Origin of the sequence: Flavobacterium sp. T12S277, from assembly GCF_048514875.1 — a bacterium.
Taxonomy (GTDB): Bacteria; Bacteroidota; Bacteroidia; order Flavobacteriales; family Flavobacteriaceae; genus Flavobacterium.
The window spans coordinates 21,965-38,131 of the sequence record NZ_JBLYEG010000024.1 but is presented as its reverse complement, the minus strand read 5'-3'; the positions used below and the strand labels follow the sequence as shown (position 1 = coordinate 38,131).

Here is a 16,167-nt window from a genome sequence, read left to right as displayed (position 1 = left end):
GTTTGAAGAATCCCAATGGAAAGACTTTTTTGGTGAATCAGAAGCTGACTCCTGTTTTTTTAACCAATGACGGAAAAATTTGGAAGTCGATTTGTATTATCTCTCTTTCTTCTGAATTGCAGTCCGGGAATATTAAGATTTACAAAAAAGGAGAGAATAAGATCTACAGTTACGACCTGGAGGGAGATTTTTGGAAGGTGATGAAAAAAATAGAGCTTACCAGCCGGGAGAAGGAGGTTTTGCAGTATTCTATAAGGGGGTTTACGATTGCCAATATGGCCGAGAGTATGTTTGTTTCAGCAGATACGATTAAGTTCCACAAGAGGAAGTTGTTTACCAAACTAGGGGTTGGGAATATCGCCGAGGCAATTGCCTATGCCACCAGTAATAAACTGATTTAAGAACATATAGACATATTTTTTTTTACGCGGATCTTTTCTGTTGGGTCTTTCTGTGGCTATGGTTTAAACACATAGATACATAGATTTTCCAGCTGAAAGTAAGGCGTTTCACTTTTAATAAAACACAGAGCACTATGAAAGAGCAATGTGTTTCGCTTGCACATACTTTTTACATTTCACATTTCACATCTTAAAACCGATGTTTTTGCGCGATAATTTTTTTCTCGCAGATTGTGCAGATCTTTCCTCTTTCTTCTTTCCACATTTCACATCCCACATTTCACATCTCACACCTATGTTTCTCCCACAGATTTGGCGGATTTAGCAGATCTTTCCTCTTTCTTCTTTCTTCTATCCACATTTCATCCTCAACCCCATTCCTTCACCTGGTAAATGTTGTCCGTTTCATTAAATACTACAGGGCTACAGACAATTTAAACAATAAAGCATTCTCTTGTTAATAAACAGTAAGCAACTTAAAAACAAGTATTTATACGCATTTTTCGAAATTAGATATTTCCTAATATTGTATACCATTAAAAAAGTGGAGTCAGAACCCACTTACAAAAAAAACGAGGCGGATTCCGAAAAGCCTTATGAGTAGGAAAACCAACAAACAAATCAATTATGGCAACTTATCCTTATTCACAGGATGCACTGTTAGTAAACAGCATCAATGCAAAAACTGTAGTTTCTATCGTATCCGGAATGCAAGTATCCGTTACTACTTTTAGTTCATCAGCAGGTAATTTAGGTTCAATCACTCTTTCGCCTGTACAACCAACGGCTACGAATGTAGAATTTAAAGCCGGATCACAAAAACTGCAAATCGACCTTATTAGCTTCAGAGCGCAATTCGGACTTGATAGCGGACAGGTTACAGCAAGCGGACGTGCAACAGATCAGGAAGGTAACAACGAAACTGCTTTTGCGAAACAAATTGCTACTTGGTCTTAAGTAAAATATCAGGGAAATTTCCTGGGTAAATCATACTTATGAAGCCAAAAACTGCCCCCTATAAACCCAAATCACCAACAAGAACGATTGTATTACAAAGTGATCTTTTACAGGCATGCACTACACTTCTTAATACAAAATTAGCCCAGGAAAATTCCTCTATACTATAACTAAATTATGGCAATTTACCCCTATGCACAAAATGCAATTTTAGTCAACAGCATCATCGCTACAACTATAGTCTCTTTTGTAGAAGGAATGGAAGTCTCCGTTACTACTTTCACTTCTGCCTTAGGAGCTCAGGCAACAACCCCTGTTTCACCCGCAGAACCGGTCACAATTTCAGGAGGAACTTTAGGATCGGTCACCCTTTCGCCTGTGCAATCAAAAGCTGTAGACATCAAATTTACAGTGGGTTCACAAAAAATACAGATAGGTCTTATCCGTTTCAAAGCCCAGTTCGGCTTTGATACCGGTCAGGTTATTTGTCGTGGAAAGGCAACAGATTTAAATGGTAAAAACGAAGCTGTTTTTGCAAAACAAATTGCGGCCTGGTCCTAAAAAATAGCTGCGTAAAATTCCGCCGTTACATCTATATGAAGTCAAAAACAGCATATACCAATCGAACATACCCTATAAGTATCCTGTTAAAATTGGTATTTATAGTGATGCTTGTAACATTTCCGATAACGGCTTTTTCACAGGATACTATACCTCTGCCGCTTGAAAAAATAACTGCTCCTCTAGTCGAAAGCGGCACTACCGGAGAACGTTATTTTGGTGATTTATTAATACAATTTAAGATTGATCCCACAGGCAAAATCGTTGTCTGTACGCTATATTTAGCAACTGTTTTTGTAGGAATACAATCGTTGACTCCAACCAGTCCGGTTTACGAATTTAACTTGAAATCAGGTGGAAGTACCACGAGTGGAAGTCTGAGTATTTATCTCAACTTCTTCCCCTTAATTTCAACCCTGAGTGCCGATCTGACGTATTCGGTTAAAGCAAACAACACCAGCTTCCCTTTTAAAGGTGATCTGGTCGGATGGTATATTTATGAATAGATAGGATTGTAGATTTTAGATTGCAGATTTCACAATACACATTTCACATTTTACATTTCACAATACACATTTTACAATGAACAACTTTTACGACTAAACACTTTTGTTAAACTTTACCAAGTAGAATTTATGGCAACCTTACAATTCACAAATACTTCGTCAGGCAACAGTTCGTTGTATCTGGCTGCAGGAGACAATAACTGGTGTGCCTATCTTCTGGCAAATGGTGTTACAGGTCCGGAAAGTGGTTCTATTGGACTGGATGAACTCTCCGGTTACAATGGTTATTTTTTATTTTCATTAAATGCGCCAACCCTTGACATTACTACCTTTGTAAACAATGTCTATACTTTTCTTGGGCCATTGCAAACGTATCAGTCGGCATCAGTAGTTTGGTTTACGAACCCTAACATAGCCTTAACCCAAGCCAATACCCCCCAACTCGTTTTAACAGCAGGAGCCAATGGCATTTATTCTGTTCTAACCGGGTTTAACTACAATTTCGGAAACAACTATGCCACCTTGTTCATCAGCAACAATAATGTTATACTGACGCTGGATACGACCAACAATACGATGACAATATCCGGTCAGCAAGGAGCAAACAATTATACTTTCTCGTCTAACAATCTGGGGTCTGCAAGTCAGATTCAAAGCAACATCGAAATACCACTTACGGGAGTCGGGCAAGGACATATCCGGTTTATACTGGGCTTTGACGCTGCTTCTGATTTTATTGGCTTTAATGTCAGCAATCAATACAGTTTTAACAACAATGCCAATAACGGTATACTCACCAGAGTGACCTACTCTCTTATAGAAGCAGGAAGTTTAAATGATTTCATCACCATGCAGGGCAGTATTTATCCTTGCGATTTGTTGAATCAGGCCGGTGTTAATACTTACTTTGCTTATTTGGGGCTGACCTATAATACTGCTACACAGCAAAGCAGAATTTCGGCTCTACCCTCTTATTACCTCACTAATTTCGGCTATCCTCTAATTCTGATTCCTTATACCAATTTTGTAAACAATGGTGTTTCTTTAAATTATCCCACACAAAACAGTTCATTACTGGTGTTTAGCGAACAAACTCCTGACGACCCTAATGCCGTATGGTATATGACACCGCAGGGAGCATCAATACTAACACTTGATATCTCGTATCAGAAAAATATTGACGCCAACAATCAGGTGCAATTGATGTGTGGACTGGGTTCTACAGAAACCATTAGTTTTACCCCTCAGTTTATTGATTCAAATAATGTAGTTACGGGTTCCGGAGACTGGCTTTATTATCAAACCAATCAAAATGCCTTTGCTCCCCAGTTTCCTATTCAGGCGACTCAGAATGTTGTAGGCAGTAACACTACTCAGGAGTGGCTTGCCAACAGTTATATTACGGCATGGAATGGTGTTGTTCTGGCCAATGAGAATGAGACCCCGGTGGTTTATCATGCACAGCCGCAAGGCTCGCCGCTGTTCTCTCCCGATAAAGATTCACAATCTCCATTGTTCAGTCATCTGACAACCGGATCGGGTGTGTTATCGGCTGCCAGTCAAACCATCTTTTTTCCTTTGGTGCCTTATGGAGCAACAGCCGCAACTCCGTCCCAGAATGTTGACTTTTCATTATTTGAAAAACAAATACTCAACCCGTCCAGAAAAGCCATTATAGCCAATGTAATGAGTACCCAAAATATTCCGCCAACAGCTAGCCGGTTATTAACTGCCCGAGCAAGCGTAAACGAAAATGCCAGTGGGATATCCTCTACCAGTCCGCAGGGATTTTATGTTAACGTTGATTCAACTGACGGAAAATGGAATACTTTACAGCTGGCCAGTAATCAGTTTTTAACCTCAGATGGTACGCTTTCAAAGGTATTTAATTTACAATTTTCACCTCCAAGTACTACGCTTCAAACGGCCTTACAGTCGAATCAGTTGTTTTTGGTCATTTCTTACAATCAAAAACTGAGCGATGGTACTTATGTGCTGGATAATTTCAGCAATGAAATGGAAATTACCGAATGGCCTTTTATCTTGAATGTACCGAAAGAACCCACTAACGGCAAGTACAAAAATGTACTGATATTTAAATTCTGTACTGGTAAACTAACCGATAAGGTAAAGAACATTCAGGGCTGGAACTCACCGGATACTTTTAATGATACGAGGACGAACGGACTTCCTAATCTGAGTATGTGGCTGGAACAATACATCCAAAGCGGGATGGACAAGTATACCGTACAGCACGACAATGACTATCTCAATTTTTACAACATAGCCACAAACCCTAGCTGGCAGGGTATTATCGCTCTTGGAGTTGATATCAGTGTACAGGATTTTCCGAAGGAATTACAAGGGTTACTGGCCGGTATTGATCTGAATAATTTTTATGCACATCATTTTGGTGTTGACATTAGTATTGTAAACAATGACAAGGGCACTGTATCCATGCAGCCTACCAGTTCGATGTTTGCTTTGATAGATTATGAAGATCCAACTTTTGAAGGTATGGGATCGGATCCCGTTGTCTATAAAAATACGGCTCCTATAAACGGTGCCGTTGATTATGATTTTGTGGTATTACAGTTAAAAATTGTATTTACCAACAGTAAGATTTACAACTACAACAGTTATCTGGCTTTGACGGTCAACAAACTTTTTGGGGAAAAGGTTGATGGAACAAACCGTGCCAATCTGATTATACTTACCGGTACTTACGAAAACAGCAATGGAGTTCCGTCCTATACCTTTACCAATACTTCCGATAATGTACTGAATTTGGTCAATGCCAATATCATTACAGATGTCGAAATAATAAAATCATCTTTTGTTACCGTTGTGCCTCAAAACGATGTAACAAGCGATACCGTTAATGCTAAATTTTCTTTCTGGGGCTTTATCAATTATAATGATCTGGAAGGTTTTGATTTGTTTTCCTTTGGAACGGAACCCGACAGCATTACCAACAATTTCAGAGGACTCTCCTATTCTAATATGTATGTAGACCTCACCTTTCAACTGGAAACTCCTACTACCAAAAATTTTGTCTTTGATATCAGTCAGATGTCATTTGATGTGGGACAAAGTACGCCGCGAAAAGACAGTTTGTACTCTCATTTTCCTCTACAATTGTCCGGTATAACCAATGGAGATGCCACCAATAGTCCAACTTCACAGGGCTTTCTGAATGTAGCGATCCCGTCGTTACAACAGCAGCAAAGTGTAAGCGGTCAATGGTATGCTTTGGTTTTTAACCTGAATATGGGAACCTTAGGATCACTGGCCAGTTCAGCCGGATTTACCTCAACCTTTATGATGGCCTGGTGTGTGGGAGCAAAAGGTGCCTGGGCGGGAGTAAAATTACCGGGCGTTAACCCGCAAGCCCCTTCTTTTAGTTTACAGGGGGTACTGAAGTTAAACATTGGTTCGATCATGCTGCAAAAGGCTACTGGTACAACAAGTGTCGCCTATTTGATGAAAATCAACAATATTGCTTTAGAAGTATTCAGTTTGTCCTTTCCTCCGGGAGGAAATATATGTTTTATGCTATTTGGCAATCCAGCTGCCAATGCAAAACCTGAGAGTTTAGGCTGGTATGGATCCTACGTAAAAAATTAAAAATATGCCATTCAATTCTACCATAACAAAATTACTTAATGAAGCGGCCCGGGTAAACGATGCGGCATTTGATAAAAATCTGGCTGCATTAAAAGCGTTAATAGCGGACCCTACTGCAGAGGATCAGCTTCGGTTTATAATCTTTTCCAGTGGAGGTTTGGGACATCAATCTACTGCGGCCAATATTATATATCGAATGGTTGCACTGGGACTAAAAGGAATGTTTGAGGTGATTTATTTCGATAATGATATCGCGAAAATTGCGATATTATTTCCTCAATTCGACCCGAACGACCCTTCTGAACCTGTAGTTATGGGGGATGCATCTTTTATTTTTGTTAGTGAATCCAGATTCAGAGGAGCAGTACAGCCTATTTATAAAATAGGCATAACAGGTGGAGCAGACGGTGTGGAGGATAACATAGCGGAGTACTTTTATGTTCAGTATCTATTAATATTACAGCCTTATCAATGGAAACTGGCACCCAGTCTGATACAAACCGCAAGTAAAATCCCGAAATTAAATACATCCCTTGATAGTTCAGACGCATTAAGTCCGTTATCCTTTGCTAAAAGAGGCTACTATATCGCTGATCCGGTAATGGATGCTACAAATATTAACTTTTTTAAAGCGTCTGAATATGCCGATAAATACCCCATTTACAATCAGATCACTACTTCATTGTTAGCCAAAAAGACTAATATGATGCCGGTTTACGGAATAGATTCTCTTAGTTTTCAATCCATTAACACAGCGACAGTACTCTTTAATTTGACAGCCGCTGTAGCGATGGCACAAGACAAAACAGATAAAGTCGGCGGTCAGGTTAAAGGAACTGTTATGGTCATCATTTCTACATTATCCGCCGAAATTTATAATGATTTCACCACTTTGGTTGACGGAACAAATGAAAACCTGGAAAATAATCCGTTAAAAGGCTGGATCGTCAAAAATAAGTTACCGGCAAGAATCAAAACCTACAACTATAACGACGCAGCTTTACCGGATGCGATTACAGCGCTGGAAGGTAAACCGAACAACATTGTGGTTGTAAAAATGGGATCTTTACCACTGTATGCTTTTAACTATCTTTATTATATTGCCGATATACCTCCTGTTTTTGAGGGAGCAGCAACCAATAGTCTTATCTTAAACTTTGATAAAGATTATCTCGCATTAACCAGTCAGCTTAATGATTCTTTTACCTTATACCCTACACTTCCCCTTAATGCAGTGAATGCTGGAGAAAATGCTGAAGCGATGAAAGAAGTGAGTAAGATCATCGGATCCACGCTTCTCGACTGGAAAAGAGATCTTGAAGATGGTAGCTATGATGTACCGTCAGAAATACTGGCTTTTGCCATACTTATTGCATTTGAAGCCCCAGATACTTCCGCTCAAATCTATTTTCGTTCGTTAAGAGCTTTTTTTCATAATCAACGTGAAGATAAAATGCTTATGGGCGTATTCTATCTATTACAGTATTTAAAAAACAAATAAGCATGGCACAAGATACACTTACCTTAAAAAGCTTGTACGAATCCATTCAGACACAAATAACAAATGGAAATGGTACTTTTAACCTTGTACCTGATGTATTAAATACGGATAGAATTGGTACTTTTTATTCCGGTATTATTGACGGAACTAACTTTACCATTAGTGATGCAGTATTACAACCCGCTAAATGGGATGATGCTCTTTTGGAGTTTACCCTTACCGGAAACAGTAATTCAATAGGCGGCGTGGCCATGCAGACCTCATTTATTTTTAGTGATTCAGATATTGGAATTTCTTCAAATCTAACCGCCACACAAAATGCTGGTTTATGGGAAATTGCCGGAATAAATTGGTTTTCACTTTCCAATCCTTTTATTGGTGTTCAGGTTTACGAAAGTGATGCAACAGTGTTTGGATTCATAGGAGGAACAATTAACACGGGAGTCAGTCTAACGGTACAAATGAGCTATCCTGTTGTCGACAATACATGGTTGTTTCAAGGAAGTTTTAATGCGCCATTACCCAGTATATCCAATTTTTTCCAATTAGTAGGCGGTGTAAACTTGAGTGCTGCATTGCCACAACCTTTTAGCACCCTGACTGATTTAGGATTACAGGAAATAGACATCATGTATGACGCAGCGGGTCAACAAGTCAATTACATATCGGTTGGTATCGGTACAGCCCCCACCTATGTCTGGCAGATCCTGCCTAAAATGGCAATAACAAATATTAGTATAATTGCCTTGGTTCAAAACCCCGGCAATTCTCAATCTATAGCAACTTCTTTTACTATTGCGGGTAGTTTTACCATTGGTCCGCCCAATTCAAATCTACTAACCCTAACCGCAACAACAGCTCCTAGTTTTAAAGCTCAGGTCAATCTCGATTCGGGTACGATACAGTTAGGTGACTTGTTGAGTATGTTCTGGAGTGGAACTTCACTTGATTTAAATTCAGAAATCACTGTCTTAAGTATACTCATTGCTCCTACATCACAAAACTATTCCGTAAACTGTAATGTTGTTTCTGACTGGACTTTTTTTTCCATAAAAAACCCGGACTTAAGTTTTACCATGACCGGTCTAACACTAGACATCAACAGTCAGCAAGGAGGAACGACGGGGCAGATAGCCGGAACTTTTCATATAGGCCCTTCAACTCCCGATTCCGGTGTTGATTTAAATATATATGCAAGCTATGATGCCGAAGCCTGGATCTTTGGTGCCAGCACCGGAACCGATCAGGTAATTTCACTGGGAGATATCGCAGTTACTTTTCTACAAGCCTTTGGCATGGGTTACGATACCATACCAAGTTGGGTAAAAGACAATTTACCAAGCATCAGCAATGTAAGTTTTAAAGATACGCTACCAAATGACAAAGCTAAATCATCGATCTATGAAATAAAAGGTGATGTGGCCTGGCACCTGCAATACAGCTCTTTCAACTTAGACCTCAGTGCTAATGTTGATATTACCTATACCGACGGCAAAACATCAGGAACCATAACCGGTACCGCCGACGCCCGACAAATGCTTGGGTTGACTTTTATAGTGGGATACAAATTTGGAACACCCGATACCGAAGTTTACCTAAAAATACCGGAATTTGCGAGTACGATTACCTATACCAGCGGTGCAAAAAATGATATCATTGATATTAAATTTGATAAAATATCACTCGGAGAAATTGTCTCAACATTGGTGGGAACCTTCAGTCCGGGTTTCAGTTTATCTGCGCCTTGGAACATCCTAAACAGCATAGACCTTTCCGGTTTTGAATTTACCTACACCCGATACAAAGACTCGGCTCAGAGCAGCATTGTAGCCACCATTCCGATAAAAGTAGATTTGGGTTTCATCAATATAAAATCCCTCAAAATCACCAAAGACGATTCGATTACCGGCAGTGGTGTTTATATCTATATTGAAGGTACTTTCTTAGGACTTCCTATCGAAAATGATTCCCCTCTGCAAAAAGACGGCAAAGGAAGTGATGCCACAAAAATGCCAGCTGTACCGGGAATGGGAAGCCAGTTTTTCGACTTGAAATTACTGGCAATGGGACAGCACGTTACGATGTATGACGTTCCAAGCCTGAATTCTGTAGATGCTGCTATTACGGCATTATCAACCGCATTTACCGCCACCTCCGACGAAAGTTCAACTGCAATACCGGTACCGGCTGCAACAGCCACCACAAAACCGGGAACACTGGTATTCGATCAGGACAGCAACTGGCTGATTGGAACTGATTTTACAGTAGCTAAATTTTATCGCATAGCAGCCGTATTCAACGACCCTAATATGTACGGCTTACTCGTTGGCGTAAGCAAAGAAGCAGGCGCTTTTAAAAATCTTCAGTTTGAAATTCTTTATAAAAAAATAAACGACTCGATCGGAATGTATCAGATCGATCTGCAATTACCCGATCAGTTCAGACATCTTGAATTTGGAGCCGTTTCGATTACACTTCCGATTATTGGCGTAAAAGTATATACCAATGGTAATTTTTATCTGGACTTTGGTTTCCCGGCCAGCATAACCGATTTTTCGCGTTCCTTCTCGGTACAGGTATTTCCGTTTGTGGGATTCGGAGGATTCTATTTCGGTTACCTTAGCGGAGCGACCTCCACCAGTGTTCCAACCACCACTTGTGGGGTGTTTAATCCTGTTATCGAATTTGGTTTAGGACTTTCTTTAGGAGTGGGTAAAACAGTCGATCAGGGGATCTTAAAAGCCGGACTTTCGTTAACGGCTGTTGGTATTTTTCAGGGGGTATTGGGCTTTTTTACGGCCAACACTTCTTTAAGTACACATGACGAAACTTATTTTAAAATTCAGGGAACTTTTGGGTTAACAGGTCATATTTACGGTGAGATTAATTTTGCGATTATCTCTGCCAGACTTGATATTATGGCCTACGCCTATATTACGATGATTATCGAAAGTTACAAACCGATACCAATCACTTTTGAAGCCGGAGTTTCGGTCAAACTTACCGTTAAAATTAACCTCGGATTTTTCTCTATCAAAGTATCACTGCACTTTAGCGCCACTATCAGTGCTTCATTCATCATTGGTAGCGACACATCGGCCAATGCACCATGGAACTACTGTCCGGTAAAAGGATCAGGACAAAGAGTTGCTTTGGATATGACCAGCAGAAATGCCAGAATGTTAAGTCTGGCCGCAACACCAGTGTATCTAAAATGGCAACCTATTCAACCGGCTGTAAAAGTGCCGCTTGACTTACTGTTTTTTCCACAGCTTACCGTTTCAGGAGAAGCCGGATCAGCAGGACCTCAATATGCTTCCATGCTGTACATCAACACCGATTCTAACGACAACAGTCTTGCAGCCTTAACCGAAGGTGTTCTCTACTGGGCGTTTAATGCGCTCATTGGAAATACTATCGATAATACAGGTCTGGACTGGTTAAAAGAGCAAGAAATCACAGCAGATCAAATCAGTACACTGCTTTGTTACTTTAATACAAGACCAAATCACGTAGCGCCGTTTAACTACATCAATTCGACAAACAATGACATCAGAACTTTCTTCAGTAAATACTTCCAGTTAAACATCCGCGCTGTTGATGCCACACAAAACGGAAGTATGGATGCAGCGGTTTTCCCGGTAGTGCCGGAATTAATTCTGAATACCGATCTAAACGGTACTGCGGGTATTCCAATTAATTTTGCTACTCAGAGCATGACCGGTACCCAAAATTATATCAGCGATATAACCGTACTGCTCGCCTCATCTGCTGTAGATTATCAATCCAATATTACTGCCGAATATTACGATTCTTCTGATTGTAGTAATGTATACGATCCAACTTACGAAGAACAGCCAAACCTGTCCTTCCCTACCTTTATGTTTACCGATTTTGTGGCTTTGGTCGCCAAACAGGCATTACAGGCAGCAGCCGATTCTCTCGACAAGGAAGGAAAACTTTCCGGCAAAGTAAGTGATGTGGTTTCGAATGCGGTTACCGACAGCGTACAGGGAATTGGCGGTATGGCTTCCCGTTTTATGCTGCACGGTCTGAGATTGCCTCAGCCACCAGACGCTGCAAAAGGAGTAACAAAACCGTTGTATGTACTAACAGGCCAACAGCTTGCCATACCTTCGACCTTAAAAGCAGGTGATAAATATTCGGTGCTGCTGCAAAATCCAACTGCATCCTGGATTACTATGGTTTCAGGTACCAATAATACCCTAACCATAACCATTGATGACAGTGAAATACAGCACATACACGATGTAGCATCGATTAGCTTGTCGCCAACACTTTTGTACGGGCCAACTGCATTGATCAACTACAACGATACTCCGCAAACCTTCTCATTAGGAGCTCCTGCATTATGGCAATATCCGGGAGATTACTATTCAGGCATAAGCAATCAACCTGTTATATGGAAATTACCCTCTAACTTAACGACGATTTTTGCGGAAGAAGGAAACTGGCTTTTTGATGTTAAAACTTTAACGACCACCGATACCGGTACAACAAAAGCAACGGTAAAAAATTACACCTGGGGTACAGTTGTTAATTTCTCTTTACAAAAAATAACCGCTGTAGACGGTCAGATTACACCATTATCAAACAACATGTACAATTTGGTAGGTGCCGATGACGCAGGAACTGTCTATTTACAGGAATTATTGACTTATCTGAATACTCATGCTGATAGCGACGGAACCAAAACCATTCAGCAAATTCAGATACTCTATCAGCCAGACCCGACTGAAAATGGTAATGGAGGTTATATTTCAGATCTAAATGGAGGGTATAAAACGGCCATCGTTCAGGCCAATCTATCCACAGAAACCAATCCGGCAGAAGCAATGTTCGCGAGAAGTTTTATAGCTGAAATTCCGGATCGAGATTATAATACCCTCAATAACGCAGGTGATTTTATTAAGTTGTTATGGGAATGCAGTATTGTTCGCAGCGGTGGTTTCTACTTCTATTACAACAACAGCGAGAATAAAGGATTACCGGATACCCTTTTTGCAGGTAACGGACTGGCGAATTTAGCCTTAGTGGTTACTTATGACAACCTGATCTTAAGCCCGTTTGTAAATAGTGTTGTTATAGGAGATACCATTGACACGACCAATACCTCTGTGTATGTTCAGTCACCGGATACCGCTCCTGTAGCGCAGCAATACACCACACGAGTGGCTACTTTATTACCGGGAACGGTAGGTTACGAAGTATCCCGTAAAAATCCGGGCGATTATGTACCTACACAACCCGTACCAACATTAACCGAGGATCAGATATACCTGCAAACACAGTTTAATCTTATCGGATTAACGGTACCAGCTCTTCCGGCTTACATCAATCCAACTCCGGCAGGTCCTGTAGATTCGATGGACGATGAGGCCATTCAAAATACCAAAAATGGAAACGCTTCGGCCAATGATGATGTTGAAGATTGGAATTACAGCGCTGTTGTACCTTATTACAAATATGTACAGCCGCAAGGAACAGATCCGAAATATCCAAACCCATATGCCGGTATAGGTACTACGGTACAAATGGTTATGAACTGGCAAGATATGTTTGGAAATGTGCCGCCAAGTGGAACCACTCCGTTAAATGCGTCCATGCAGCTTTTATATGCAGATGCGATTATTGCCCTAAGCCAATGGCCATCGGTATCGGTATCGTACTTATTTAGTGCGGTTAACAATAAACCCAACCTTAGTCTTAATTTTAATTTCAATACAGTACGCTATATAGGTGACGGAGCACAGAATAATGCTCAGATCGATATCATTACCTTTATGAACATCTATTATCAGCTTAGCAATAGCGATATGGTGATTCATTACACCACAACGGTAGAAGACCAGGCCAATGCACAAGGAGTAATTACGCCAACAGATCATAGTATTGCAAACAGTGATGTATTGAATCATTTTATCAATCCTATTATTGTGTATTTAAATGCGATCATTGCAGGTCAGTCACCGGTTGCGGTTCAAACCTATACCATCAGTTCAGTAGTATCAACCGCCAATATCACTACTTTACCTGAAATTTCACTAGTAACGACAACCCTGACGATGAAACGTGTTGCGAACTTAGATCCTAATTTCGTGAATGTTGCGGGAGTTGCTATATCCAGCACTGTTATTCAGCCTTTATCCGAAAACGGTGTAAACGCGATGCTGGCACTTACTTATTTTGCCGAACAATTTGAAGCTGCTTTTATCAATCAGCCAAATGCAGGCATTGTACTTAAAGCTGCTACCGGAGCCAATCTTACCAAAGGCAACAGCGATACAACTGCAAATGCACCACTCTGGATGGTTCGTTTTGACAGCACCGGGGTGAATGGTCTTAAATTCGGATTTAACAATCAGCAGGTATACTACTTCGCTCCTATTCCGTTGGCAACCAGCTTACAGTCGTTCTCTGCTAAGATCAATGCATATCAGCAAGGGAAACCTTATCCGGCAGACAATGGCATCACCAAAAATTACACAAGTATCGATATGGACAGCTGGGGCTTGCAATTTTTACAGGCTGTAGACAAATTCCTTAGCCCATCATATTCCGTTCCTGCCTTTTTACTGACTGCAAACGATGTGTTTGCCGGAGATCCGGATTATTTACAGTTGATACTCGATGCCAAACAAAAACTGGCTGAAGCTATTGAAGGAACTATCGATTTTATTATTGAGCCAAGTGCCGGAAAAGAGCCTTCCAATATTGGTAATGCTCAGGAAAAATGGAAACAGCAAATCCTGATACAACTAGCAAATGCGTATCGTTATATCGCCTCTGTACAGACTACTGCCGCTATAAACTCGGCCTACAAAGGTGCTGAATATGCCAATTCAAACAATGTACCGCCGAAAGAGCCTTACGTTCCTTCGTTATACGGAAAAATGTTAGGTCTTGATCCTACTGCCGATGGCACTGATACCGTTCTAAAATCGACCGAATATTCATTGTCCACCGCGAAAGTTCCAACTGCCAATGGCAATTCCTGGCTGACTTATATGTTTGAAGCCAAAGATGCCGCAGAAAGCCGTAGTTTCTCTTTTAGCGATATGCAATACAAAGTAAGTCACCTCGAATTTGACATTACGCAAATACCGGATCTGGCAGATTACCTTGCCTCTTCATGGCTGACTTTTATCGTTCCGCTTGACGGCCAAATCGATCATAAAGACAGTCCGCTTGCCCATATGAGTGATGTTGGAGCAACCACTATACCGGTTCCGTTGCGTGCTTATCCAACGCCTCCTTCGATATCGGCACAGAATTTTGATTATCCGGCAAACGAATCGACTCAGCCACAACCGGTAACTATTGCAAAAGCGCGTCAATGGGAGTACTATTATACGTACCAAAACCCTTCAGCGGCACAAGATACTATCGTAACCGAAATTCAGTTTAATGTTACAGATCAGAATCAGACTTTTAATGCCAATACAAATACTCCAAATTTAGGACTGTATCAGGCATTTGCTCAATTCATCGATTCTTACCCGTTAATTAATGCCGATTTCGACAATTGCCTTGCCCTTCTGACTCCGGCAACTTTAAAAGCCGATTCAACTTTAGCTATTAATGCCCGTTATGCGATGTTGGCTTTTATCGATATTGTAAATCAGGTGGCCGATCAATGGTCCGTTACCAATCAGGTCAATCCGAGAAAAACCATGTTGGCAGCAAGAGCATTTACAACCGCTCCTGCACCACCATTTACATTGGCTTACACGATTACCGAAAGTCCTCAGGAAGCAACGGAACACTTAATTGTCACCATTGATTCTACGAACCAACAATCTGCCAATGTTACGATCGACGTATCCATTACAGGCTATACAAGCGAACCGATTGAAGGTACAACAAATGAATACTTGTATTACACTACTGACAATGAAGGAAATAAAATCTATCTGTCATATGAAGACCGAAATAATGATCCTTCAAGAACCGTTGAACTTAATGACCTGGATATCCTGAATGCACAAAATGCCTGGAGTAGTGTAGCCGTAATAAGAAACGAAGAACTGTTGCAGAACGAGGATGGTACATGGCAAACTACCAATAAGTCATTTATCTATCAAACGCCGCAGATAATGTTCTATAACAAACTGATTCCATTATTAAATGCGGATACCCCTATAGACATTAACACAATTGCAACCGCTACTTATCCGTTACAGCCAACCCGCACACTCAATGTACAGCTACTGGCCTTGTTTGATGCCTTAACGGAGAAGATAGATCCTGCGATTACCGGCTTTACGATAAAAATGCAATGCGATTATAGTTATGTCATTCCGGGAACAACTTTCCCTATAGATGTACCTGTACTACTCGTTACTCCTACTGAACTGACAGTCGCGGATCACGGAAAAGGTATGGCCGATATGATAACCGAAGGAATAAACAGCTGGATAAAAAGCAATAATCCGCAAACTAATGCCGGAGCCTATACCTTCATGCTGACTGCTTATTCGGTAACCGACAGTTATGTACCGATTTTGCAAATTCCGCTAACGTTATCACTAGAGGACATCACTGCATAACAACAAGTAAAAACAAATACTTATACATAAAAAATAAAAAAAGC

General features: G+C 40.7%; 7 protein-coding genes. All 7 read left to right on the top strand.

Annotation, left to right across the window (positions count from 1 at the left end; all coding sequences use genetic code 11):
- Nucleotides 1-401, top strand: a 401-nt coding sequence (locus ACN1CN_RS21690) for a response regulator transcription factor (RefSeq protein ID WP_419137611.1), incomplete at its 5' end; no start/stop codon positions are given.
- Between the two features lie 627 nt (nucleotides 402-1,028).
- Nucleotides 1,029-1,358 (top strand): hypothetical protein, encoded by a 330-nt coding sequence (locus ACN1CN_RS21685; RefSeq protein WP_264523061.1) that lies wholly within the window; start codon nucleotides 1,029-1,031, stop codon nucleotides 1,356-1,358.
- A 177-nt stretch (nucleotides 1,359-1,535) separates the two neighbouring features.
- Nucleotides 1,536-1,919 carry a hypothetical protein gene (locus tag ACN1CN_RS21680; protein ID WP_419137609.1) on the top strand — a complete coding sequence of 128 codons (384 nt, stop codon included), beginning with the start codon at nucleotides 1,536-1,538 and terminating at the stop codon, nucleotides 1,917-1,919.
- A 107-nt stretch (nucleotides 1,920-2,026) separates the two neighbouring features.
- Nucleotides 2,027-2,425, top strand: coding sequence for a hypothetical protein (locus tag ACN1CN_RS21675; RefSeq protein ID WP_419137607.1), 399 nt, complete (start codon nucleotides 2,027-2,029; stop codon nucleotides 2,423-2,425).
- A 129-nt stretch (nucleotides 2,426-2,554) separates the two neighbouring features.
- A complete protein-coding gene (locus tag ACN1CN_RS21670; RefSeq protein WP_419137605.1) occupies nucleotides 2,555-6,052 on the top strand; it encodes a hypothetical protein in 3,498 nt (1,165 codons plus the stop codon).
- A gap of 4 nt (nucleotides 6,053-6,056) precedes the next feature.
- Nucleotides 6,057-7,553 carry a hypothetical protein gene (locus ACN1CN_RS21665; RefSeq protein WP_419137604.1) on the top strand — a complete coding sequence of 499 codons (1,497 nt, stop codon included), beginning with the start codon at nucleotides 6,057-6,059 and terminating at the stop codon, nucleotides 7,551-7,553.
- 2 nt (nucleotides 7,554-7,555) lie between these two features.
- Nucleotides 7,556-16,123, top strand: a complete 8,568-nt coding sequence (locus ACN1CN_RS21660; protein WP_419137602.1) for a hypothetical protein — start codon at nucleotides 7,556-7,558, stop codon at nucleotides 16,121-16,123.
- Nucleotides 16,124-16,167 lie beyond the last annotated feature (44 nt).

Excerpts from the sequence above, each read along its gene's own strand:
- ACN1CN_RS21685 (WP_264523061.1), top strand. The coding sequence starts at position 1,029 with ATGGCAACTTATCCTTATTCACAGGATGCACTGTTAGTAAACAGCATC.
- ACN1CN_RS21680 (WP_419137609.1), top strand. The coding sequence starts at position 1,536 with ATGGCAATTTACCCCTATGCACAAAATGCAATTTTAGTCAACAGCATC.
- ACN1CN_RS21675 (WP_419137607.1), top strand. The coding sequence starts at position 2,027 with ATGCTTGTAACATTTCCGATAACGGCTTTTTCACAGGATACTATACCT.
- ACN1CN_RS21670 (WP_419137605.1), top strand. The coding sequence starts at position 2,555 with ATGGCAACCTTACAATTCACAAATACTTCGTCAGGCAACAGTTCGTTG.
- ACN1CN_RS21665 (WP_419137604.1), top strand. The coding sequence starts at position 6,057 with ATGCCATTCAATTCTACCATAACAAAATTACTTAATGAAGCGGCCCGG.
- ACN1CN_RS21660 (WP_419137602.1), top strand. The coding sequence starts at position 7,556 with ATGGCACAAGATACACTTACCTTAAAAAGCTTGTACGAATCCATTCAG.